Here is a 23,755-nt window from a genome sequence, read left to right as displayed (position 1 = left end):
ACAAGCTCTTACCGTGGGAAATACATTATGAAACTTGGCTTCTTCACCATGCCGATCCACCCTCTCGATAAGGACTGGCGCCAGACCCTGGCGGAAGATCGCGAAGCCTTTTTGCTGGCGGACGAGCTGGGTTTCTCCGAGGCCTATGTCGGCGAACACGTCACCGACAAAGCCGAGAACATCACGTCCTGCGTGACCTTCCTCGCCTGGATTGCCGCGGCCACCAAGCAGATCAAGCTTGGAACCGGCACGGTGAACATGCCGAACCAACATCCGGCTGCCATCGCCGCCAATATCGCGATGCTCGATCACATGCTGGACGGGCGATTCATTTTCGGCATCAGCCCCGGCGGATTGCTGTCGGACGCGGAACTGTTCGGCAACCTCGATGCCAACCGCAATGAGATGTTCGTCGAGGCCATCAATCACGTGCTCAACATCTGGTCGGGCGAGCCGCCCTATAACCTGCAGGGCAAATACTGGACGGTGTCGACCGAGCGGACGCAGATGCCGGAGATCGGCCAGGGCTACATTCCTCGGCCGTTGCAGCGCCCGCATCCCCCGATTGTCGTCACCGCCGTCGCGCCCTTCTCCAAGGGCGTCACTGAAGCAGCCATCCGCGGCTGGGACCCGATCTCGGCGAACTTCCTGATGCCCGCATGGGTGAAGAGCCACTGGCCGAAATATGTCGAAGGCTGTGAACGCGGCAACCGCGCTGCGGACCCCGCCAACTGGCGCGTCGCCAAAAGCGTGTTCGTGGCGGACGATGCCGCCACCGCCAAAGCCTATGCGCTGGACCCGAATGGTCCTTATGTGAACTACTACCGCTCGCTGTTCACAAAACTGAAAAAGAACGGACGCATCGAACTGTTCAAGACGCGCCGCGATCAGCCTGACGACGAAGTGACGTTGGATATGATCTGCGAAAAGCTGATCATCTACGGAACGCCGGACAGCGTCGCAGATCAGATACTTGCCTTCCAGGAAGAAGTCGGCACATTTGGCACGCTGCTTTACGCCGGCAAGGATTGGAAAGACCGGGATCTTGGACGCAAATCCATGATTCTGGCGGCAGAAAAGGTTCTGCCGCTGGTTAATGCCAGTTCGCCTCAGCAGAAAGCCGCAGAGTAACGACAAGAACAACAGGAATTTCCCGTGGCTCTCTCTGATCGCGTTCCCTATCAAGCCCTGATCGATCGTCCCAAGTTGACGCTTCCAGGCGGCAAAAAGCTTGCCGTCTGGGTCATCCTCAATGTCGAGGAATGGCGGATCGAAAACAACATGCCGCGCACCGTGCTTAGTCCGCCGATGGGACAGCCGCTGCTGCCCGACGTGCCGAACTGGTCGTGGCATGAATACGGAATGCGCGCCGGCTTCTGGCGTCAGATGAAGGCGCTGACCGACAGAAACATTCCGACTACACTCGCCATCAACGGCAACGTCTGCAACTCCTATCCACGTGTCGCGGAGGCCGCCCGGGAGGCGGGTTTCGAGTTCATGGGACACGGCTTCCTGCAGGGCCCCATGCACAAGGTGGAAAATCAGGGCGACGCCATCAAACGCGCCATCGATACCATCGCGAAGTTCGCAGGCAAGCCCGTACGGTCATGGGAAAGCCCCGGCCTCACCGAGACCGAAGAGACGCTCGATCTGCTGCGTCTCAACGGCGTTGAATATGTCGCGGACTGGGTGATCGACGATCTCCCGCAGGACATCGCGACGCCGCACGGCACGATCACCACCATTCCTTATACCGTCGAGACCAACGATATCGTCGTGCATGCCCTGCACCACATGCCGTCGGATCAATTCCTGCGACGGAGCATGGATCAGTTCGACCGGCTCTATCTCGAAGGCAACGACAACGCCCGCGTGATGGCGATCTCGATCCACCCCTACATCACGGGCGTCCCGCACCGGATCAAGTATCTCGAACAACTTCTCGACTACGTCGTCAGCCATGAGGGCGTTGCGCTGATGACTGCGAGCGAGATCGGCGATTGGTATCGCGGCCAGATGGCCAAGGTCTGATCTCAAGTTCTAATCTTTCTGTGGAGTATGAGTACATGATCCGGGCCGCTATCGTCGGGCTGGGCTGGTGGGGACAAATCATTGCCCGCAGCCTCGCCTCAAGCGACGTCATCAAGCCTGTGCTAGGCATCGATCCTCTCGAACCGATGCGCGCCAAGGCTGCAGAACTTGGCCTCGAGACCGCGCCGAACTTCGAAGACGCGCTGGCGCGTCAGGACATCGAGGCTGTCATCCTGTGCACCCCGCAAGATCACCACGCGGGACAGATCGAAGCTGCGGCGAAAGCCGGACGCCACGTGTTCTGCGAAAAGCCGCTATGCACTACGGCGGCCGACGCTGAACGTGCCATCGCTGCCGTTCGGCAGGCGAAGGTGCAGCTCGGCATCGGCCATGAACGTCGCTTCGAGCCAGCCGTCATAGAGATGCAGAAGCGACTCGCGGACGGTGAGTTCGGTAACGCACTCGTGCTGGAAGGAAACTTCAGCCAGGACAAATTCCTCAACCTGCCGGCTGATAACTGGCGGTTGTCGAAGGATGTGAATCCAGCCGGCCCCCTGTCCGCCACCGGCATTCACCTCGTCGATTTGTCGATCTCGATGCTAGGCACGCCCACCCACGTCTGGGCACGGCTCGCCACCCTCGGCAGCCACTTCGCCAACGGCGACACGCTCTCGATCACCATCGGCTTCCAGAGCGGCGCCACCGCCACGCTGAACGCCGTGCTGGCGACGCCGTTCATGGGGCGGCTGGCGCTATTGGGCTCGAAGGGCTGGATGGAAATCCGCGACCGGACCCATCCCGAAAATCCGACCGGATGGGATGTGACACGCGTTCGCCGCGACCAGGCTCCGGAGACGGCGTACTATCAGCCGCATCCGGCGGTACGCGACAATCTGGAAGCTTTCAGTCGTGCAGCCCAAGGCAAAGGGCAATATCCCGTACCTTATGAGCAGATGCTTGCGAATGTTCGGACGTTCGAGGCTATTCAGAAATCAGCGGTCAGCGGCCGCATTGAGGCGATTTGATTTCGCAACAGAGCGTTTGGTCCCGTTTCCGTTCATGCGCGGAAACGAGGCCAGATAGCCATCGACCGCGTTGGCGATAACCTCATGCTTGTCCTGCAGCGCGGGCATCTCGTAGATGAATCGGCGCACGCCGTAATAGAAGATACCGCCGTGGAAAACCCACGCCATTTCCAGCTCGGCTGCGGAAGGCTTGCTCTGGGCTGGAAGCCCCGCTTCGTGCCGGCATTCCTTGATGATGCGGCTGAGAATCTTGTCCCGCACCACGCCGACATACCAACGGTTGATGTCCAGGCCCTTCAAACCTGAGAACAGATAGATCCGCAGCCACTTCCGGCTGAAAATCACGTCGGTGTAGTTCTCGTAGAATTGTAAAAGCCGATCCCTGACAGGGCGAGACCGGTCGGTGAGAAGCTTTTCCCAGCCGTTCTCGAGCGGCTCAAGGTAGACCTTGTTGTACACTTCCTTGATCAGCTCTTCCTTGCTCGGGAAGTAGCGATAGAGGAGCGGTTGCGTCACGCCCAGCCGGCGGGCCAGTTCGCGGGTGCCGCCGTTAAAGCCCTCTTCCGAAAAGAACTCCGTCGCTTTGCGCACGAACTCCTGACGCCGGTCTTCCGGCGACAGTCGTTTCTGTTTGACCCGCGCAACTGTCGACGATGGTTTCTTTTTCATGAAGACCCGTTGGAGTTATGCCTCGGGAACGAAGCGACCGAATCTCCCCTGCGCGAAGAGCAGCGGTTCGGTACGGTTGTAAGCATAGCTTTCGACGGCACCAAGAAAAATTACGTGGTCACCCCCGTAATACCGGTCGGCGCTGCGGCATTCAAATGTGGCAACCGCATGGGCCAGCACCGGCGCATTCCCCAGCCCCGGCCGCCAATTCACCCCGGCGAACTTGTCATCGGACGGGGTCGCGAACTGCTTGGCCAGCGCCTGCTGAGACGCGCCAAGGACATTGATCGCAAAATGACTCGCATTCTGGAAGATGCTCATGCTGGGCGAATAGGTCACAAGACTCCACAGCACTAACGGCGGGTTGAGCGACACTGAGGCGAAGGAATTGCAAGTCAGCCCCGCCAGCGTGCCATCCTCCGCCGCAGCCGTAATCACCGTCACGCCGGTCGCATAAGACCCGAGCGCATTGCGGAAATCCCGCGGATCGATCGACGAGCTGTCGCTCGCCAGTTCGTTCCCGTGCTCGGTCGGATGTTGCGGTTTAACTGCCATCCGCTCCTCACAATGTCAGGTTTTCGGACGGAAGATCGAGCGCCACGCGGCCGTAATTGGTGCCTGCAGCATCGAAGCTGAAGGCGATGTGCGCGTTGATGGCATGCGCGTCACGGAATTGACGCTGGAGCACGCCGGTTGTGTAAAGCCCACGCGCGCCGCTGGCCGCGAACAGCAAGGAGACCGCTTCCGTGCAGAGATTGACACTGAAGGCGCCGTCGCGCCGATAGCGGGTCTTCTCAGGCAGCTTGGGGATGATGCCTCGGCGTGCATCCGCCATGGCGTCGATGCAGGTGCGGCGCATGATCATCCGAGCTGCATCGATCTTTGCGGAAGCTTCCGCGATCTTGATCTGCGTCGTCTGCAGGTCGCCGAGCTTGGCGCGGTTGTAGGTCGAAGCGCGGTGCTTCGCGATATCGACATAGTCATCCAGGCAAGCCTGGGCGTTGCCGAGTCCCGCGCCGGACAGAACGAAGGCGAACAGCGCGAACACCGGCAATGAATAGAGCGCACCGGGATTGACAGTGCTTCCCGGCGTCGGACCGCCGGCGACATCACGCACCGCCAGAGTCATGTGATCAGGCACGAACACATCCTTGGCTTCGACGTCGTTTGACCCTGTGCCTTTCAGGCCCGTTGAATTCCAGGTGTCGATGATCCGGTAATCGTCCTGCTTGAGCAGAAAGATGCGATACTCGACGCCATCGGCGTCGTCATCGGAAGACACAATGCCGGCGAGCATATTCCACGTGCTGGAGTTCACACCCGACGAGAACGGCCAGCGGCCCGACAAGGTGTAGCCGCCCGCGACCTTCCTGGCGCGGCCTGCCGGGAAGATGAAGGACGATGCGATCAGCGCATTGACGTCTTCATTCCAGATCAAGTCCTGCGCCCGCTTGTCGAACATGCCGAGCATCCAGTGATGGCTCGCAAGGTTGACGAGGTTCCAGGCCACCGACGCATCGGCCAGCGCGATGACGTCCGCGAAATCCACCAGTGCCACGTAATCGAGTTCCGATCCGCCAACGCGCTTCGGCTGAAGAATGCGAAACAGACCCGCCTCATGAAGCTCGCGCTCGGTTTCGGGCGGCAGCCGCCGCATCTCTTCGGTGACGGACGCCCGTTCGCGCAGCTTCGGAACGAGGGCGTGAGCGCGCTCAAGCATTTCGGTGTAAGCGGCATCTTGACCGCTCGCGCGCCGATCAGCATCGAGCTTGTGGATGGTCCCTGACATCAGTCTCTCCCTGGGCCTTAGCTCGCTGCGGACTTTTTGGTAAGGTCGGGCTTCATATGCGGACGATCAAGATACAAGGACGCCTTCAGCCCCTCATCGTCCTGTGTCGCGAACTCCGACAACAGCTTCATCTCCGGAATCCGCGACCGGTCCAGCGTAGTCACATCGGGCCAATCGACCTCGACCAGGTTACCCGCGGGATCACGCAGATACATTTGCACACAACCATCCGGCAGTTCGTTCACCGGATTGCGGAAAGCCTTGGCATCAAGCACCCCGAGGGCCTTTGCCTTCTCGTACACCGCGTGAAAATCGTCTACGTCGACCGCGAAATGCTGATACAGGGGAATACTGTCTTCAAGCTCGAACAGATGAAGCTGCAAATTACCGCAGCGAAGATACTTGGTTTTGAAGCCGAAATTGTAGGTCGGAATCAGCTCCATGCCCAGCACGGCCTGATAAAAGCGCGCCGACTCTTCGAGATCTTTGGCACCAATGGACAGATGGTTGAAGCCGAGGACTTTCATACCTGCACTCCCAGACGTTAGCGGGCATTACTTATTTTATCACCCGATAAATAATTCGATCCGGGCCGGAATGCAAGCAAAATGGCCGACGATGCACCGCACAAACTTCGTGCAGCACGTCGCCGGCCGTCAGCTCAATTTTCGTGCATGTTCAGAAAGGCTTGATTCACCCTACTCGGGCTTGCCGAGCGCCCGCATGATGTCAGCCCGTGCGGAACGTGGACGGCGGATGCCATGGAGCCCTGCCCGCAGGTCCTTGATGCGCTCAGAATTGCTTGCCGCACGGCTGCCGTCAGAGTTGATAAAGCTGTTCTCAAACCCGATGCGGCAATGCCCGCCGAGCGCGGCGGTCGCAACCAGTGACGCCGTTTCCGAGGCACCGAAGGCGCACACCCACCAGTCGAACCGCGCGGCGCCGCCATTGTCCTGAACCCTGGACACGAACGGCACCAGTTCTGCCGGATCGCTTTCCTGATCGTTCGCATAGCGACCGAGCGGAAAGATGACCGAATGACGCTCTCCCGGAACGATGCCGCGCTTGATCAGATCAAGCAGGTGATCGAATTCCTTTGGAGCATAGACAATGTGCTGCACGGCGATTTTGTTGTTATAGGCCCAGCGATAGAGCTCTGCAGCTGCAGCCTCTTCGCCCGCATCCGGAATCAATTCCTTCGTGGCGATGCTGACGGCTTCCGGCTTCACGGCCCTCACCACAGCGATCTGCTCGTGCGGCTTGAACATACCTACGGCCTCAGTCGTAATTTGAATGGGAAAATCCGGCCCCGCCGCTTTCCGCACAGCATCCGTCGCCGCGAGGTAAAGCGATGCATCGAGTGTATGCTTGCCCTGATCGTCACGTACATGCAGGTGAATGGCTTGCGCGCCGGCGGCCTGGCATTCGAGCGCATCCTTCACGGTGGCTTCGATCGTGATTGGAAGGTTGGGATGGTCGGCGTGGCCTTTGCGGGCGCCGTTCGGCGCCACCATGATCGCCAGATCAGCCATGTTGGCTTGTCTCCGTAAGATAAAAAGTCAGGATGGATCGATCAAGAATGCCCGCGCGTTACGCGGGCTTCTTGCGCTCAAACCCGTGCATGGTCTCGAGCACGGCGCAGACAGCAGCGGTGTCCTGCTCCTTGCGCCCCAGGGCTTTACCGGCGTGATAGATCTGCGATGCCGCGGCGTAGACCGGCAAGGCGCAACCAAGATCGGCTGCAAACGCATCGATGATGGAAATGTCCTTGAGCTGCATCCGGATCGTCGCTGTCGGCGTGTCGTAATTTTCATCGCGCATCAAAGGCCCACGCATCTGGAACATGCGCGACGTCCCCGCGCTGTCGGCGAGCGTGTTGTAGACGACGCCTGGATCAATCCCGGCCTTCATGCCCAGCATCATCGCTTCGGCCGCGGCGACATTATTGATCGTGACCAGATGATTGGCGATGTACTTCATCACGCTGCCATTGCCGAACGGCCCGAGGTAGTGCTGAACACGTGACATGCCGGTAAAGACATCGGCGCAGCGGTCGAAGGCTGCCTTGTCGCCACTGCCGAGAATAACGAGATCCTTGTTGACGGCCTGCGCGCCGGTGCCGCTGATCGGGCAATCGAGCAGGATCTTGCCGCCATTCGCCATCGCGTCAAACGCGGCGCGCTTGATATCCATCGGAAGCGTCGAACATTCGATGACGATCTGGCCGGTCCCGGCCGCACCGGCGATGCCGTCAGCACCACTGATGGTGTCCGTCAGGGCCCCCGCATTGGGGAGCGACATCAGAATAATGGGCGCGGCTTCCGCCACCGCGCGTGGGGAGGCAGCCACTTGCCCACCCATGTCCTGCAACCGCGCGCACGCGGCGGGAACAGGGTCGTATCCTACAACCGTGAAACCCGCTTGACGCAAATTGCGCGCCATGGCGGTGCCCATAATCCCAATGCCAACGACACCGACGACCTTATCCATGTGATTTCACTCTCTTGGTGAGGGACGCCAGTCAGAGGCTGGGAGCCAAACCGCAAACGCCCGAAACGCCGCCGGAGGCCGGCGACGTTTCAGGTATAAGCACATTTATTTTGCTGCATCCACCGGCAGAACGCCGGTCAAGCTGGGCAAGCCACGCGTCATCAGGCGGCGCGGATGTTCGCCATGAAACGATCCAACTCCTGACGAAGCCGCGTGCTCTCGACGGCCAATGTCTGGGCCGAATTCAGCACCTCGCCCGACGCCATGCCGGTTTCGCTGGTGCCGCGATTGACCTCAGAAATGCTTTCGGCAATCTCGTGGGTGCCGGCGGCGGCGCTTTGCACATTCTTGGAGATCTCGTGCGTGGCCGAGCTTTGCTGCTCGATGGACGCTGCGATATTGCCCGCGATCTTCGAAATCTGGCCGATCGTCTGTCCGATCTCCTTGATCGCCGCGACCGACTCCTGTGTCGCGTCCTGCATCCCGGCGATGTGAGACGAAATCTCGTCGGTTGCTTTCGCGGTCTGGCTCGCAAGCGATTTGACCTCCGACGCCACGACGGCGAACCCGCGCCCGGCTTCACCGGCTCTGGCAGCTTCGATGGTTGCGTTCAAGGCCAGCAGATTGGTCTGCTCAGCGATGGCGGTGATCAGCTTGACCACGTCGCCGATCTGCTGGGCGGCATGCGACAACTTCATGATGCGCGCATCGGTTTGCTCGGCCTGGCTCACAGCATCTGCGGCGATGCGGCTGGATTCCTTGACCTGACGTCCGATCTCATGAACCGACGCCGACAACTCCTCCGTTGCTGCCGCAACCGACTGAACGTTAGCCGAGGCTTCCTCGGAGGCGCCGGCCACTCGGCCCGACAGCTCCTGCGCGGCTTCGACTGTCCGCGTCATCGTCGTGGCGGACGCTTCGAGCTGGCCGGCCGATGACGACACGCTCGACACGATGCCGCCGACGGCCTGTTCGAAATCGTCGGCAAAGCGACGGAGCTCCGCGCCGCGGACATCGCTCGCCGCCTTGTTTTGCGCTTCACGCTCCGCGGCATCACGCTCTGCCCGCTCGATCGCGCGCGTCTTGAATTCTTCCACGGCGCTGGCCATTTCCCCGATCTCATCCTTGCGGCCGAGTCCCGGCAGTACCACGTCGAAATTGCCGCCTGCCAGCTCGCGCATCGCAGCGCACATGCCGACCATCGGACGCGAGATACCGGTTCCTAATGTCATCGCAAGAATGGCACCGAGAACGAGCCCGCCAAGACCGAGATACGTCACGAAGCTTCCGGTCTTGTGCGCAGCTGACGCTGATTCACTTGCGAGCGTGGTCTGCCGGGCAAGCAACCCTTCCTTGACGGTCTGCGCTTCCTGAGTGATGGCCCCGGCTGCATCGTTCATCTTCGCCGTGAGCTGCTCGACCGTTGTCGAGTTCTGAACGAACTTGCCGAAATTGGCCTGATAGGCACCGAGCTGGTCGGTAATCTCCTTGACCTTTGGAGCGAGCTTCTCATCCCCCACATTCAGGGACGTGATGCTGTTTTTGAGCATCTGCATCCGAGCGGTCGCACTGCTGGCAACAGCCTTGTCGGGTCTGGCCACGAAATTGCTGACGGCCGCCGTGATGGCTGCCGACTGTGTCGCAAGCTCTTTCACGGTCGATTGCAGCACATCGAGGCCGGCGAGGACCGCCGTATCCCCGAGGTCGTCAAACTTGTAACGCAAAGTGTTTCCGACCCGCAGCAACTGGTTCGACGCCAGTGCCGCATTCTCGCTCTTGAGCTGAACGACGTTTGCGAAGAGCTTGGCGAACTCGTTGAACTTTTCGGACAGCCTCTGGATCTTTTCGCGGTTTTCGCTGCTGGCAACCTTTGCCGCGCGTTCGATCGCCTTGCCGAGCTGTGCTTCCGCAGCGCGGGCCGCTTTCTCATCCGTCTCAGCGCCGGTGACGGCAAAGTATCTTGCAAGAAGCTGGTAGGACGTCAGTTCGCGATCGATATCGCGGGCGCCGTCCGTCTCCGAAACGATATTCTGGTAAGATTGTATGCCGGCTGAGACGCGCTCGAAGCCGAAATAAGCCACGCCCATGTTGATGGCGGAAATGCCGAGCACGATGGCAAAGCCGAGCATGATTTTTGCCCGGAATCTCAGGTTTGAAAGGAAGCCCGCTTTCGTCTGCTTCGGTGCCTCAGCGCCCTTGAACCAGCCCATTGCAATCCCCCTAAGCAACCGCCCATACAAAAACGACCGGGATGCTCCGGCCTTGGGCAACTCCATACCGGGAAATGGATAACGTCGCGTAAATTGCTACTCTTTCATGACTAAACCCTGGATAGTCATGAAGAGCGCTGACAAAGGCAGCGCTTTGACCGGGCGTGATAGTATTCAGCTTACCGGCGGGGCATATCCTCATTGGCAACGTTACTTAAAAAGCCGCCCCCAGAGACACTATGACGCATTCGCATGACCACGCCGGACACAGCCACGCGGGCCATGCTCATGGCCCGGGCGGCCACGTCCATGCGCCTGCCGATTTCGGTACGGCCTTCGCGGTTGGAATCGGCTTGAATACCGCCTTTGTCGTGGCCGAAGCGATCTTCGGCTACGCCAGCAATTCGATGGCCTTGATCGCCGATGCCGGCCATAACTTGTCCGACGTGCTTGGGCTGGTGGTGGCGTGGATCGCCGTGATCCTGTCGAAACGGCCGCCCTCCCCGCGTTATACTTATGGACTGCGCGGCTCTTCCATCCTCGCTGCTCTTTTCAATGCCGTCTTTCTGCTGCTGGCCGTCGGCGCAATTGCCTGGGAAGCTATCTTGCGCCTTTTCAATCCGGAGCCTGTGGCCGAACTCACAGTCATCGCAGTTGCAACAACAGGCATCGTGGTCAATGGCATCACCGCCTGGCTGTTCGCGTCTGGCCGCAAGGATGACCTCAACATCCGCGGAGCTTATCTGCATATGGCCGCCGACGCGGCCGTGTCAGCAGGGGTTGTTGTCGCGGGCCTCGCCATCATGGCGACCGGCTGGCTCTGGCTCGACCCTGTGACAAGCCTCGTGATCGTTGCGGTCATCGTCTGGGGCACATGGGGCCTGTTGCGCGAGAGCATGGCGATGTCGCTGAGCGCCGTGCCTGCGGCCATCGATCCGGCTGCCGTTAGAGACTTTCTCGGAAAACGCGCCGGCGTCGTTCAGGTTCACGATCTTCACATCTGGCCGATGAGCACGACAGAGATTGCGTTGACGTGTCATCTGGTCATGCCGAGCGGCCAGCCGGGCGATGCATTCCTGTTCGAAATTTCCCAGCAGCTCAAGGACAATTTCGGGATTCACCACACGACGATTCAGGTTGAAATCGATCCGTCGTCGGAATGCGCGTTGGCGCCGGAGCACATCGTGTAGGCGAGCTAAAGTATTCGATCATGCTCGTCCGGGCTTTCAAGACATTCAGTTGGTCCATCCATGAAGGTCACTTGAAAGATTTTGCGCTGGCAATAATTTCATTGGGATCGAAATCGGCGATCTGCTCAACGAAGCGATTGGTGTAATAGAGACTCACGTCGATCTTCTTTTTGATGAGGCCGTTTTTCTCATAAAAATTCTGCGTATTCTCCCAATCCTCCTTTTCAAAGAAGCCCCATTTCGGCGTCTTTCGGCCTTCGATGCGATACTTGTCGAGCCGCGAATTCGAGACATGCACAGCGTGCTTGAGGGCCACGTCTTCGGGAACGTTCGTCGGCTTTGTTGCTGGAAACACCTTCCAGTGCAGCCGTACAGCGGCTTCCGGGTTCGTCCGCGTGAAGATCACGGCCTTCGCTATGCCTTGCGCCATCCTCATGGTCGCTTCCGGATTTTTGGCTACGAAGCCCTCATTCCCAATCAACATAAAGGAGAGCAGCGACGACATTTCGGGTGTCGTGAAATGACGAAACTTGAATCCGAGATTTTCAAGAATGGCGTAAGCATAATCCCACAAGGCGAGCGCATCGACCTGCTTGGATTGCAAAAAATTGGCGGTTTGCGGCCCCAATCCGACGGGAAGCCATTTCACGTCTTTGTCGGGATCAATACCAACTGTCGATAGCATCGCTTTCGAGAATGGATATGCACCACTGCTGAGGTTCGTGACACCAATCGTTTTGCCCTTAAGGTCTTCAAGCTTTTGGATTGGCGAAGATTCCTCTACGGCGACGTCATAGATGGCCTCCCGCGTATGATTGTAGACAGCGAGGAGCTCTCCCCCCTCCTGTTTGGCGGCCAACAGCGGCTCGGGGCTCGCCATAGTAAAGTCTGCGCGACCGGAAAGCACGACCTGGGTCGCCCCGCTCGATCCACTGAACGGCGCAACCTCCACATCGATTCCCGACGCGTTCCAGTATCCAAGGACTTTCGGAATCGACGCATGAACGGCCGATGCCACGTCCGGCACCGGCGAGGTCAGAAGATAGCGAATCTTGGTCGTTGCTGCCCGCGCAGGTTTTGATTGGACCGCGAAAGGCAGCGCTGCACCTGACACAAGAAAATGGCGACGCGACAGTTTCATTTAAGCTCCCTCTCTTCCAGCTTGGCGTCCAGTTTCAGCGAGGTTGACAGATGATGTTCAGTAAGGCCTGACGCTTCTCATTTCGCACCGCATTCAGCGCCCGTTCGAGCGCAGCGGGCAGATCCGCGGCATGCTCGACGCGCTCACCATATCCTCCTGCCGCGATGCAGACCTGCTCGAATGCGGGCAGGCCGTCGAGCTCGGTCAGGACGTGGCTGTTGGCTGTGGAGGCCACACCATCCGGGTAGACCTTAAGAGTGGCTTGGCGAACCGCATCCCACATGCCGTTGTTGAAGATGACGAAGAGCACCGGCAGCTTGTGTTGATGCGCGGCATAGTGCCCGGCCACGGGGTTGGCGAAGAGATAGGCGCCATCGCCCAGCGTGGCGATCACCAGACTGTCGGGTTTCGCGAGCTTGGCTCCCAGTGCAGCCCCCATCCCCCAACCGAGACCTGAAGCGGAGCTCGATCCAAAATAGCTTCCTGGTTTGCTAAAGCCGCAGTGATCCAGCATCAGCGTATACTCGTTGATGACGACCGCATCGCCTTTGATCTGTTCGATACAATGGCTGACCCAGGCCGGGTGTATCGGGTGCATTCCGCGCGCGCTTGCGAGTTTGGCCGCGCGATTTTCGATCCGCTTCCTGTGTTCTCCCTGCACCCATGCTCGCCGGGCCGAGAGGTCAGCGGTACGTCCTTCCATCTCTGACGTGAGGTCGACCAGAAGCGCAGCGATATTGGAAGTCAGTGCAAGGTCGCACTGAAAACCACGGATCGGAATTGCTCCAAACAGCGGATCCGGGCCTGCGTGAATGACTCGACAGTCTGGCCGCAGCGGCGACAGCTTCGGGATCCATGGCACATCGCAATCAAGCACCAAAATCGCGTCGGCTTGCTCCACAAGGCCCGCTGGCTCGAAGCCGAGATGCAACGAATGCCCCGTCGGGAACTGCATATAGCGGGGGCGATGCTGGACGACAGGAATTTGAAAGCGTTCCGTGAACATCACGAGTTCAGAGACCGCGCTTGGATCGCGGCCGCTATTCCCCGCAATGATCAGTGGCTTTTGCGCAGTGGAGAGTATTTCCGCGGCAGCTCTCACGCCTTCGGCGGAGGGGCGTGACGGAAGCGCTGGGGTAAGCAGCGAAGCCTTGGCAGCGTCGTACGTCTCAGGCATCGGCTCTGCCAGAACCTCGCGAGGCAGGGAGAGGTAAACCGGTCCGCGCGGCTCGGACATCGCGATGCTCACGGCCCGCTGCACAACGGTTTCGACTTGGGCTGGTCCACGCAGTTCGTAATCCCACTTGACGAACTCGCGCAGCAAGGATGCCTGATCGAACATCTCCTGCCCCCAATGGATATAGGAGTCCCGCGATCCGACGCGATCGTCCTCATATATCGGCGTCCTCCCTGCGCTGAGGAGGATGGGAACATTCTCCCGCGCTGCGTTCATGATCGGGCAAACAGCGTTCGCAGTACCTACGCTCACATGGACAAAGGCGGCAGGAAGCTTCCCTGAGACCATCGCGTAGCCGTGAGCCATCGTAAGCGCTAGATTTTCGTGAGTTGCCAGAACAGGAAGCGGCAAACTCTCGCCGCCGTCCATCCCACACCGTGCATACGCTTCGATGATCGGCGCCGCATCGGTACCAGCGTTCCCGAAGATATATTCGACGCCGAGCCGACCTAGCGAACGAAGGAAAATTTCTGCTGTACTTGGAAGCGTCGTCATCATGCTCCTTACTTTCGAGACCTTGCGATCCCTTTCAGCGTCGTTGGAGACTCTTGCCCCGCGCTCAAAGCACGCTTGTTGTCGTTCGACGTTTCGCCACGTCTTCTGAAATCGAGCGTTGACTGGATGTGTGTCCGCATCGCAGCAGAAGCTGCCTTCTCGTTGCGCGATTCGAGCGCCTTGAGTACTGCGAGAATTTCACCAAACGCATCCTGAATCCGGTTCGGCGAATTGGCGCTGCCACGCCTGATCCAACAGATCTTGTCGATCAGATTGGTGAGAATACCGGTGATCAATTGATTGCCGGCCGCTTTATAGATCGCGAGATGAAACTGCAGATCGAGCTCGAGGTAGTCGTCCAGCTTGTCGCTGGCGACCCTTTCGCCAAAAGCCGCAAAGGCGGCGCGAAGATTCGCCAGCTCGGCATCCGTGATCTTCTTCGCCGCACGGCCCGCAAGATAGGCTTCCAGAACAAGCCGAGTTTCGAGAATTTCCGTGATCTCGATGTCTGAAAGACCGCGAACGAAGGTACCGCTTTGCGGCGAGATCTCGATCCAGCCTTCGCTCTGGAGGCGAGAGAATGCGGTTCGCACCGGCGAGCGGCCAAACCCGAGTTCGTTGGCGATCCGGACTTCAGACAATTTGTCGCCCGGATTGTAAACCAACTCGGTAATGCGACGCTTGATCTCGCGATATGCCAGTCCTGCTCTCCCGAGATCGTTGTTCAGAGTGCTGCCTATCATTCTTCGAGTCCGGTCTAGAGCGTTTTCGCTTGAAGAAAAACGCGTCAAAACAAGAATCTAAAGCTTCGATTCTGATGCAATCAGAACCGAAGCTCTAGTGCGCGTGTCCTTTCGGAATCAGCACGCAGTCCAGCGCGAGACAACCCTTCCCATTTTCGAGCACAGCAAGCGGATTGATTTCGATCTCATGAATGCGATCGGAAAAATCCGCCATAAATCGCGACAGTGCACTCACCGTTCGTGCCACCGCCTGGATGTCGCCAGCAGGTGCCCCACGAAAACCGCCCAGAAGCTGGGCGACCTTGGTCGAGGCGATCGCTTCTCTCGCCGCATCTTCATCAATTGGCGCAAGCCGAATGGCGACATCTTTGTAGAGTTCGACTTGAACGCCGCCTGCACCAACGACGATCAACGGACCGAAATCCGCATCGACCCTTGCGCCGACGAAGATCTCGCCGAGCGAAGAGACCTTGCGCTGAACCAGGAAGCCAAGAAATTTGCCTTCCACCTTGGCGGCAGATACCAGCATCGCTTCGGCAGCGCTTCTCACGGCGTCAGCCGATGTGAGGCCGACCTTCACAAGTCCTGCATCGGACTTGTGCACCATGTTTTCGACGAGCCCCTTCAGCACAATCGGGAAACCGATCTCCTCCGCGGCAACAACTGCGTCATTCACCGAGGTTGCAAATGTCTCCCGCGGTCCTTCGACGCCGTAACTCTTGAGCACATCGCGCGCCTCGTGCTCCGCGGCCAAACGATGCGACGGCACCATGTCGAGACCGGATTTAGCCAGGCGCGCCGCGCTCGCTGAATCCGCAGCCAGATTCGGCTTCGAATGCGCCGACCATTTCAGGTAATGAGAGATCGCGGACAGCGCGACGCGCGTCCCGCGCAGATAGGGAATCCCGACCTTGTCAGCGACCTCCTGAAGCGCCGAATGCGGCTGGTCCGACACATTCGACAACGCCACGACGGGCGTGTTGGCCGCTGCGGCGCCGTTCGCAACCGCTTCAAGCAGCTTCGAGTAACGAGTTGCCTGCTGAACGCCAAGCCGGCTGGGCGCATCCTGGATCAGGACGAGCATCCCGACGTCCGACTGCGACGCGATCGCATGTGCGCAATCCCTAGCGACGGCTGGGTCGTATAGGCCTGCCCAAGTCAGATCCAACGGATTGGAGAGATGCGCAAAGGGCGGAAGCAATTCCTTCACCTTCGGCTGTGATGAACCGAGCGGCGCAAATTCAACGCCGAGCTCTTCGGCAGCATCGAGCACCAGCGCAATCTCGCCCCCGGAGAGAGACAATCCGCCGATCTGCGCACCTATCGGGCGTACGCGAATACTCGACGCGAGCAGCGCCGTCTCGATCAGTTCATCGATCGAATGAACCTGCATCGCGCCGGCAGCAAGCAGCGCAGCATCACAGGCCTCATCACTTCCGGCAATCGCACCGGTGTGTGCCATCACCGCCGCCTTGCCCGACTGCGAGCGGCCGCTCTTGAGGACGATGACCGGCTTGCCGACATCGCGCGCCCGACGTAGCGCGCTCATGAACGCCGCCGGCTTCTTGATCTGCTCGGCAAATACCAGAATCGTCGTGACATTCGGATCGTCGATCACCGCGTCGATATAATCCGCCGCGGCCGTAACGGCCTCATTCCCCGTGGTGATCAGATAGCTGAAGCCGATGCCCCTGGCGGAATTGAGCAGCGCAATGCCGACCGACCCGCTCTGCACGATCGCGGCGACGCCGCCGCGACCGACATGATCAGGCAAGGACGTGCCGAACAGCGCGGCGCGTCCAACGAAATTCAGAAGCCCAAGACAATTCGGCCCGCACACGGCGATGTCATTTGCTTCTGCGATGTCCACCAAAGCCTGCTGGGCCGCTTTGCCATCCTCTGTCTCGCCGAAACCGCTCGACAAGATCGCCATGGCGCCCGCACCCTTTCGGACGGACTGCCTGGCAACGTCGACGACCGCCTCGGCTCCTACGGCAACGAAAACAGCGTCAACGCTTCCCGGGATGTCGTCGAGCGACGCGTAGGTGCGGCGGCCGAACAGCTCCGGTGAGCGTGGATTGACGAGATGGACTTCGCCGTCATAGCCCACGAATTCAAGCGCCTTGACCGCGTTGAACCCCGGACCGACCTTCTCCGAGGCTCCGACAATGGCAATTGATTTTGGCTTGAGCAGGCTTTGAACACCCATCAAAGGGCTCCGAACTTTGGCTTACGCTTTTCGGAGAATGCCTTTGGTCCCTCATGCGCGTCGGGATGAGCGAAGACCTTCTCGCAGATCTCGATTTCGAAATCGACCATGTCCTTCCAGGTCTCGCGCGAGTTGAAGGCAATGGCATCGCGCGTGGCCTTGATTGCCGTTGGCGAGGCGGTGGCGATACGCTCGGCGACTTTCATTGCTTCGTTCGCGAGGTCTTCTTTCTTCACCACGCGGGTGACCAGGCCGAATTCATGGGCGGTCTTCGCATCGAAATCCTGTCCCAGCAGCAAGATGTCCAGCGCACGGTTACGGCCGACATAACGCGGCAAACGCGTCAGGCCCATGCCCCAACTCGGCACCATTCCGATATACGCATCGCCTGCGCGGAACACGGTATTGTCCGCCGCAAGACGAATATCGCAGGCCCATCCAATCGCTGTACCGCCGCCGATGCAGTAGCCATGGATCGCCGCAACGATTGGAATCGGAAACAGTTCGAGGCGATTGAGCGTTTTCCGCCCCAACGCGCGGAACGCTTTGGAGGCTTCCGGGCTGCCGAAATCCTTCTCTTCTCGCAGATCGCCGCCGGCGCAGAATGCTCTCTCGCCAGCCCCGGTCAGGATCACGCAACGCGCTTCTTTGTCCCGCTCGACTTCGTCGAGACGCGCATGCAGCGCGTTCATCAGCTTCGTGGATGCTGCGTTGACCGGAGGATTGTCAAGCGTGACGATAGAAATGGCACCGTGCTTTTCAAGACGGACGAGAGACTCTGACAAGGTTGACTCCTTCCAGTTGGAAACAGGTTAGTTGGAGCCGGAACGTAGATTGTCCGGCTTGGCCCAGAACACGAAACGAACGTGGAGAAAGCGTACGAGCGCGTAGAGAATAATGCCGAGCAGCGCGAGCACGACGAGCACCGCGAACATGCCGGAGATATCCATGTTGTAGTTGAGCTGCATCAGAAGATTGCCGAGCCCGCGATCGGCGCCGATGAATTCACCGACCAGTGCACCGGTGATGCTGAGCACGATCGCGACGTTCAAACCGGCAAAAATGAAAGGCAGCGAGTTCGGGAAAATCACGATGCGGAATTTCTGCCAGCCGGAGGCGACCAGCGAGCGCATCAAATCGAGCTTCTCCGCCTCGACCGTCGAAAAACCGACGATCGCATTGATGAGCACGGGAAAGAAGGAAATGATCGCGGCGATCAGGATCTTCGATTCGATACCGATCCCGACCCAAACCACGATCAGCGGCGCCAGCGCGACCTTCGGAAGCGCCTGAAGGCCCACCAGATACGGCATCAGCGTGCGCTCGAGGATCAGCGAACGCGTCACCACGAAGGCGAAAAAAATCGCTGTAACCGATCCAAAGGCGAAGCCCAACAGAGCCTCGGCCAGCGTGATAAGGAAGTTATCGACGAGCAGCCCCCTGTCGTAGATCACCCAGAGGGATCGGACGATGGCCGACGGCGGAGGCAACAGCAGCTTCGAGACGTTGAAGAACGCGGGAATGAACTCCCACGCCAGCAAAAGAACGACACCGCCGACAAAGGGGGGCGCGTACCTTGCAAACAGCGTTACCATTCGTGCGTTTTTCTCGCTGTCCTTCTCAACCTGCATGTGCCGTCTCTGCCTCGAAGTAGCCGCGTAGTCTTTCAGCAAGGCTGATGAACGTCGGATCGGACCGTGTGGCTGCGGATCGCGGCCGCGCGATCGGCACGTCGAGCAAGTCGCGGACGAATCCCGGCCGCGGCGCGAACACCGCAACCTTGTCGGAAAGCAACAACGCTTCCTCGATCGAATGCGTAACAAGAACCACGGTCTTCATGCTGGACTGCCAGATGCGCAGTAGCTCGAGATTCATGGCCTCTCGCGTCAGAGCATCCAACGCGCCGAACGGTTCATCCATCAACAGAATCTCGGGATCATGCATCAGTGCGCGGGCAATCGCCGCACGCTGACGCATGCCGCCTGACAACTCATCCGGATAGCGGTCACCGAAGCCTTCAAGGCCGACCAGCTTGAGCAAGTCGTGCGCGCGCTGCAAGGACGCCGCCCGATCGCTCTTCATCACCTCGGCTGGCACGAGAACATTCTTGAGGATGGTTCGCCACGGCAGCATGACCGGACTTTGAAACACCAGCCCGATATCCCGGCGCGGACTCGACACCGGAACACCGTCAATCAGGATCTTTCCGCTTGATGCCGTCTCCAAACCGGCAATCATACGTAACAACGTACTCTTGCCGCAGCCGGATGGCCCAACAATGCAGACAAATTGCTTGGGTTGAACCGCCAGCGACGTATCCGAGAGCGCTTGCAGGAATGTCCCGGACCGGGAGCGGAACTGCTTCTGAACATCGCAGACATCAATGAGCGGACGCACGGACGCGCTCATTTGTAGGACTCTGCCTGCTTGATGATCGCCGCCTTGTCGAAGTTATTCACCTGGTCGATCAGGTCGTTGGTGTAGTAATCACCCACATCCAATTTCTTCTTGATGACACCGACATCGAAGAAGAAGTTCTGCGTCAGGTTCCATTCGTCGGCGGTAAATGCGCCAAAGCGAGGATCAGCCCGGCCTTCAAGGCGATACTTGGCAAGACGCGCCTGCAGCACGTGCACCGCCTCCTTCAATGCCTGCGCTTCGGGAATATTCGTCGGCTTGGACGCCGGATACTTCTCCCAATGAATGCGCACGGCGGCCTCGGGATTAGTCAGCGTGAACAACACACCCTTGGCGATGCCTTGCGCGAACTTCATGTCCGCCCCGGGGTTGGCTTTCAGGAAATCACCATTGGTAATCAGCATGAGCGCCAGAAGCTTGGACGTGGTCGGCGTTTCAAACTGCCTGAACTGAAAACCGGAGTTTTCGAGAACGGCGTAAGCCCAGTCCCACATCGCGATTGCATCGACCTGATTGGACTTCAGGGCATTGGCCGATTGCGGACCAAGGCCGATCGGCAACCACTTCACATCCTTCTCCGGATCGAAGCCGACACCACGCAGCATGGCTTTTGCGACCGCCGTCGCACCGCTGGAAAGGCTGACGACGCCGATGGTCTTGCCCTTGAGGTCCTCGAGCTTCTTGATCGGGCTGTCTTTGAGAACGGCGATCGTATAGATCGATTCCCGCGTGTGGTTGTAGACGCCCTTGATGTTTGCGCCTTCCTGGCGGCCAACAAGCAAAGCCTCAGGACTTGCCATGGTGAACTCGGCACTGCCGGAGATCACCACCTGCGTGGCGCCGGTTGAACCGGCGAAAGGTTTAACCTCGACGTCGAGCCCGGCGTCTTTCCAGTAACCAAGCTTGTCGGGCACGGAAGAATGCGCGGCTTCCGCGACATTCGGCGTTGGTGAGGTCAGCAGGTATCGAATTTTGGTTTGCGCGGACGCAGGCAGCACACTGAACAGAACAAACAGCAGCAACAGACACAGATGTCGGCCGAAGATCGCCATAGCAACCCCTCCAGTAAATCCGGCATAACTAGTCTACCAGTTACCTAGTTAACTGTGCGCGGAAAGGTTGTGCAACCAACGGTGAGTTTAGAGGCAATGCATCAAATATCGTGCAATGCAGTAGCGACGAGAGACAACGAACACCGTAAGAAGCATGGAATGACCAAGTGGTCTGATTTGAAAAGTACGAACTTGGATTTCGACAATCACTCACACGCTCAACGTGTTAAAGCATCGCCAGCGTGACTGGCCTGAGCCAAGATAAAGGACCTTATGCGCGTCATCCGATCCTTGCTTTCTTTGCCCTCAAAATTTTTTGCAAAGCGAAAGCGTCAGAAAAAAAATTTTGATGAGACGATTTATCTCAGCCAGCTCGAGAACCTGAGTAAGGAAGAATGGGACGCGATTCTCTCCAAGGAGCCGCGTGAAGCCGCGCGATGGATCTATGCGGCCGCCACCTATGGCCATCTCGATGCACAGCTTCACTGGGCTCAAATGCTGCTGGACGGTATCGGCACCGAGCGCGATCCCGAGGCAGCATTCCGCTGGTTCGGTATTGCCGCGCGCAGCAAGCGTGCCGACGCCATCAATATGCTGGGGCGATGCCACGAGCTTGGATGGGGCACGCCGCCCGATTTCGAAAAGGCCGCTGAGCACTACCGCGAGTCCGCGGCGAAATCGTCCGATTGGGCCCGGTTCAATCTCGGATGTCTGTTGCTTGAAGGAAAAGGCGTGGCGCGTGATACCGATGAGGCATTCCGCCTCTTTATGAGCGCCGTCGAGCAAGGCCACATCAAATCACTCAACATGGTCGGACGCTGCTACGAAAACGGCTGGGGCTGCACACGAGATCCGGCCGAGGCGGTCCAATGGTTTCGCCGCTCAGCCGAAGCCGGCGATTTCCGAGGACAATACAGCCACGCACAAATTCTCATTGAACAGGGCAGGCTCGACGATGCCCTACCCTGGCTTCGCCTCGCCATCAATCAATCACACATCGAGCTCTGCCGCGAGATGACAAAGGTGCTGTCGGACCATCCCGAGCCGCGTCTGCGTGAGATGGCGCGTTATGCGGACGCACGCGCGGCCAGACTTGCAAGTGCCGGCACGCCGGCTGATTAACGGTGCCGGCCTTCACATCCCTCGGCAAATCCGTATCGCGATGCTAGAAGGCTGACGTCCAGCTTATACAAAACCGATTCCTAGACTCGCGTTCCTCATTCCAACGGAAGTTCATCGTGGCTCACCATCATCTTCGCGCCGGTTCTGAAAACTGTCACTGGGGCTTTTTCGAATCCAAACTGAAACCAATTCTTACCATCGCAAGCGGCGACGAAGTTACCGTCGATACAGTGAGTGGCGGACCGGACATGCTGCCGGACAAAACCAAGTTTTTCATTCCGCCGGAAATGCATGAAATCCACGAGAAGAACGAGCGGATGTTGCCCGGCCATATTCTGACCGGCCCGATTGCAGTGGAAGGTGCCGAGCCCGGCGACGTGCTGGAGATTGAAATTCTCGACATCAAGCTGCTCACGGACTGGGGATGGAATATGATCCGTCCTCTCAGCGGCACGCTGCCAGATGATTTCCACGAAATGCGGTTGCTCAACATTCCGCTTGATCGAAAGCGCATGGTCGGCCGTATGCCGTGGGGCCTCGATCTGCCGCTTTCGCCATTTTTCGGCGTGATGGGAGTCGCGCCTCCGCCAGCTTGGGGCCGGATCACGTCGCTCATTCCCCGTGCCATGGGTGGAAATCTCGACAACAAGGAGCTGCTCCCCGGCGCGAAGCTTTATCTTCCGGTCTTCGTTCCCGGCGCGCTGTTCTCCTGCGGCGACGGTCATGCGGTTCAGGGCGACGGCGAAGTCTGCGTCACCGCGATCGAGACCGCCCTGCAGGGGCGCTTCGCATTCAAGGTGCGCAAGGATTTGCGTTTTACCTATCCACGGGCGGAAACACCGACGCATTATATTACGATGGCGATGGACCCCGACCTCGATCAATGCGCGATCCGGGCGCTCCGCGACATGATCGTGCTGTTGGGGGAAACCTCCAAGCTCTCTCGCGAGGATGCATATATGTTGTGCAGCCTTGCCGCCGACCTTCGCGTGACACAGACTGTGAATGGCTCGAAGGGCATTCACTGCATGATCGCGAAGTCGGTCGCAGGCGGCTAACGCACATACACGCATGCGGACGTGCCTTGCGCACGTCCGCGACTGGCCGACAAAAGAAGTGAATTAGGCGCTGAGAATCGCCAATCCATCCATATTTGCCGGGAAGAAAAAGAAATTGTTGATATAGGCGCGGCCTGCTTTGCGCCCGCCATTGGGCAGGAGCGACGTTGGATCCTGGAAGATCCTGGCGTCGAACTCGTCGACAGCCATGATGTCGCCGTCCTCGATAAAGAAGCCATCGTAGCCGTGGTCATCGAAGAACTCGAAAACAGATCTTGTGGCCCCCTCCCGGTGCCGGTCTTCTGCTTCAACCAGGAACACCGGGCGGCATCGCTCGATCAGATCAACCGCGCCATTGAGAACATTGAGTTCGTGCCCTTCGACGTCGACTTTGACAAAAGCGACATCCTCCTGGACCACGGCATCAAGACGCGCCATGGGGACATTGAGAGCGACGCATGATTCAGCCGCCTGCGCAACTTGTGGCTCAAGCGACGCAAGCCCATGAACGGCTCCCTGCTCTCCTTGCGGGATAAGAAGATCCGCCCGTCCTTCGTGATCGGACAAGGCGACCTCATGAACCTCCACATTCGCGGCTGATGTCTGCCGCAGCACATCCGCCATCTGCCGCGACGGCTCGAACGCATGGACGTTCTTTGAAAGACGCGCCAATTCGCGGGTATAGAGTCCGCAATTGGCACCGACATCGATCGTCAGCGCATCTTTCGCAATGATCTTGTGCAGGAATGACAGCTCGATTTCCGCCGTTTTCGGTCGATGCATGAGATGCCACTGCAACCAGAGTGACGGAAACGCCTCTTTGAGCATGTTCTTGGCTTGTCGCACAGCATTCATGGCTGTCCTCCCTGATGACGA

22 protein-coding genes are annotated in these 23,755 nt (G+C 58.8%); 6 read left to right on the top strand and 16 right to left on the bottom strand.

Translation table 11 applies throughout. The features are described 5' to 3' along the window. Positions 1-27: 27 nt before the first annotated feature. Genes ACP0KA_RS17205 through ACP0KA_RS17195 form a run of 3 tightly spaced genes read left to right on the top strand, consistent with a single transcriptional unit; the run spans position 28 to position 3,056 of the window. A complete protein-coding gene (locus ACP0KA_RS17205) occupies positions 28-1,131 on the top strand; it encodes an LLM class flavin-dependent oxidoreductase (protein ID WP_424629949.1) in 1,104 nt (367 codons plus the stop codon). A 24-nt stretch (positions 1,132-1,155) separates the two neighbouring features. Next, complete coding sequence (locus tag ACP0KA_RS17200; protein WP_424629948.1) at positions 1,156-2,031, top strand: polysaccharide deacetylase family protein; 876 nt, start codon at positions 1,156-1,158, stop codon at positions 2,029-2,031. A 35-nt stretch (positions 2,032-2,066) separates the two neighbouring features. Continuing rightward, positions 2,067-3,056, top strand: a complete 990-nt coding sequence (locus ACP0KA_RS17195) for a Gfo/Idh/MocA family protein (protein WP_424629947.1) — start codon at positions 2,067-2,069, stop codon at positions 3,054-3,056. On the opposite strand, the gene ACP0KA_RS17190 is transcribed toward ACP0KA_RS17195, so the two are convergent. From ACP0KA_RS17190 to ACP0KA_RS17160, 7 genes are all read right to left on the bottom strand, one after another. Then, on the bottom strand, positions 3,024-3,725 hold the full coding sequence (locus tag ACP0KA_RS17190; protein WP_424629946.1) for a TetR/AcrR family transcriptional regulator: 702 nt from the start codon (positions 3,723-3,725) through the stop codon (positions 3,024-3,026). The two genes, ACP0KA_RS17195 and ACP0KA_RS17190, sit on opposite strands and share 33 nt — an antisense overlap. Before the next feature lie 15 nt (positions 3,726-3,740). Continuing rightward, positions 3,741-4,280 carry a flavin reductase family protein gene (locus ACP0KA_RS17185; protein ID WP_424629945.1) on the bottom strand — a complete coding sequence of 180 codons (540 nt, stop codon included), beginning with the start codon at positions 4,278-4,280 and terminating at the stop codon, positions 3,741-3,743. Positions 4,281-4,287: 7 nt separating this feature from the next. Beyond that, positions 4,288-5,445, bottom strand: coding sequence for an acyl-CoA dehydrogenase family protein (locus ACP0KA_RS17180; protein ID WP_424631639.1), 1,158 nt, complete (start codon positions 5,443-5,445; stop codon positions 4,288-4,290). An 86-nt stretch (positions 5,446-5,531) separates the two neighbouring features. Beyond that, the gene (locus ACP0KA_RS17175) at positions 5,532-6,041 is read right to left on the bottom strand and encodes a VOC family protein (RefSeq protein ID WP_424629944.1); all 510 of its coding nucleotides are present in this window, start codon (positions 6,039-6,041) and stop codon (positions 5,532-5,534) included. Positions 6,042-6,212: 171 nt separating this feature from the next. Continuing rightward, positions 6,213-7,046, bottom strand: coding sequence for a 3-keto-5-aminohexanoate cleavage protein (locus ACP0KA_RS17170; RefSeq protein WP_424629943.1), 834 nt, complete (start codon positions 7,044-7,046; stop codon positions 6,213-6,215). Positions 7,047-7,104: 58 nt separating this feature from the next. Continuing rightward, positions 7,105-8,004, bottom strand: coding sequence for an NAD(P)-dependent oxidoreductase (locus tag ACP0KA_RS17165; protein ID WP_424629942.1), 900 nt, complete (start codon positions 8,002-8,004; stop codon positions 7,105-7,107). Between the two features lie 161 nt (positions 8,005-8,165). Further along, on the bottom strand, positions 8,166-10,214 hold the full coding sequence (locus tag ACP0KA_RS17160) for a methyl-accepting chemotaxis protein (RefSeq protein ID WP_424629941.1): 2,049 nt from the start codon (positions 10,212-10,214) through the stop codon (positions 8,166-8,168). Positions 10,215-10,453: 239 nt separating this feature from the next. On the opposite strand from ACP0KA_RS17160, the gene ACP0KA_RS17155 reads away from it, so the two are divergent. Further along, positions 10,454-11,404, top strand: coding sequence for a cation diffusion facilitator family transporter (locus ACP0KA_RS17155; RefSeq protein WP_424629940.1), 951 nt, complete (start codon positions 10,454-10,456; stop codon positions 11,402-11,404). Between the two features lie 67 nt (positions 11,405-11,471). Here the strand turns inward: ACP0KA_RS17155 and ACP0KA_RS17150 are convergent, their stop codons facing one another. The 8 genes from ACP0KA_RS17150 to ACP0KA_RS17115 all read right to left on the bottom strand — a co-directional run bounded on the left by ACP0KA_RS17150 (position 11,472) and on the right by ACP0KA_RS17115 (position 20,699). After that, the gene (locus ACP0KA_RS17150; protein WP_424629939.1) at positions 11,472-12,545 is read right to left on the bottom strand and encodes an ABC transporter substrate-binding protein; all 1,074 of its coding nucleotides are present in this window, start codon (positions 12,543-12,545) and stop codon (positions 11,472-11,474) included. Between the two features lie 34 nt (positions 12,546-12,579). Continuing rightward, the gene (locus ACP0KA_RS17145; protein ID WP_424629938.1) at positions 12,580-14,277 is read right to left on the bottom strand and encodes a thiamine pyrophosphate-requiring protein; all 1,698 of its coding nucleotides are present in this window, start codon (positions 14,275-14,277) and stop codon (positions 12,580-12,582) included. An 8-nt stretch (positions 14,278-14,285) separates the two neighbouring features. Continuing rightward, entirely contained in the window at positions 14,286-15,020 is a 735-nt protein-coding gene (locus tag ACP0KA_RS17140; protein ID WP_424629937.1) for a GntR family transcriptional regulator, read from the bottom strand. A gap of 94 nt (positions 15,021-15,114) precedes the next feature. Further along, entirely contained in the window at positions 15,115-17,229 is a 2,115-nt protein-coding gene (locus ACP0KA_RS17135) for an acetate--CoA ligase family protein (protein ID WP_424629936.1), read from the bottom strand. Continuing rightward, positions 17,229-18,014, bottom strand: coding sequence for an enoyl-CoA hydratase/isomerase family protein (locus ACP0KA_RS17130; protein ID WP_424629935.1), 786 nt, complete (start codon positions 18,012-18,014; stop codon positions 17,229-17,231). The genes ACP0KA_RS17135 and ACP0KA_RS17130 overlap by 1 nt, the downstream gene beginning before the upstream one ends. Before the next feature lie 27 nt (positions 18,015-18,041). Then, a complete protein-coding gene (locus ACP0KA_RS17125) occupies positions 18,042-18,860 on the bottom strand; it encodes an ABC transporter permease (protein WP_424629934.1) in 819 nt (272 codons plus the stop codon). Then, the gene (locus ACP0KA_RS17120; protein ID WP_424629933.1) at positions 18,850-19,638 is read right to left on the bottom strand and encodes an ABC transporter ATP-binding protein; all 789 of its coding nucleotides are present in this window, start codon (positions 19,636-19,638) and stop codon (positions 18,850-18,852) included. The genes ACP0KA_RS17125 and ACP0KA_RS17120 overlap by 11 nt, the downstream gene beginning before the upstream one ends. Next, positions 19,635-20,699: an ABC transporter substrate-binding protein gene (locus ACP0KA_RS17115; protein WP_424629932.1), complete on the bottom strand. Its 1,065-nt coding sequence runs from the start codon at positions 20,697-20,699 to the stop codon at positions 19,635-19,637. Before ACP0KA_RS17115 ends, ACP0KA_RS17120 begins: the two co-directional genes overlap by 4 nt. A gap of 300 nt (positions 20,700-20,999) precedes the next feature. On the opposite strand from ACP0KA_RS17115, the gene ACP0KA_RS17110 reads away from it, so the two are divergent. Both ACP0KA_RS17110 and ACP0KA_RS17105 read left to right on the top strand, forming a co-directional pair. Beyond that, entirely contained in the window at positions 21,000-21,821 is an 822-nt protein-coding gene (locus ACP0KA_RS17110; protein WP_424629931.1) for a tetratricopeptide repeat protein, read from the top strand. 116 nt (positions 21,822-21,937) lie between these two features. Then, entirely contained in the window at positions 21,938-22,879 is a 942-nt protein-coding gene (locus ACP0KA_RS17105; RefSeq protein ID WP_424629930.1) for an acetamidase/formamidase family protein, read from the top strand. Positions 22,880-22,942: 63 nt separating this feature from the next. Here the strand turns inward: ACP0KA_RS17105 and ACP0KA_RS17100 are convergent, their stop codons facing one another. Next, a complete protein-coding gene (locus tag ACP0KA_RS17100; protein WP_424629929.1) occupies positions 22,943-23,734 on the bottom strand; it encodes an FkbM family methyltransferase in 792 nt (263 codons plus the stop codon). Between the last annotated feature and the right edge of the window lie 21 nt (positions 23,735-23,755).

This window comes from Bradyrhizobium sp. SYSU BS000235, assembly GCF_049747295.1.
Taxonomy (GTDB): domain Bacteria; phylum Pseudomonadota; class Alphaproteobacteria; order Rhizobiales; family Xanthobacteraceae; genus Afipia.
The sequence above is the reverse complement of the archived record's forward strand: the minus strand, read 5'-3'. Positions and strand labels throughout refer to the sequence as shown.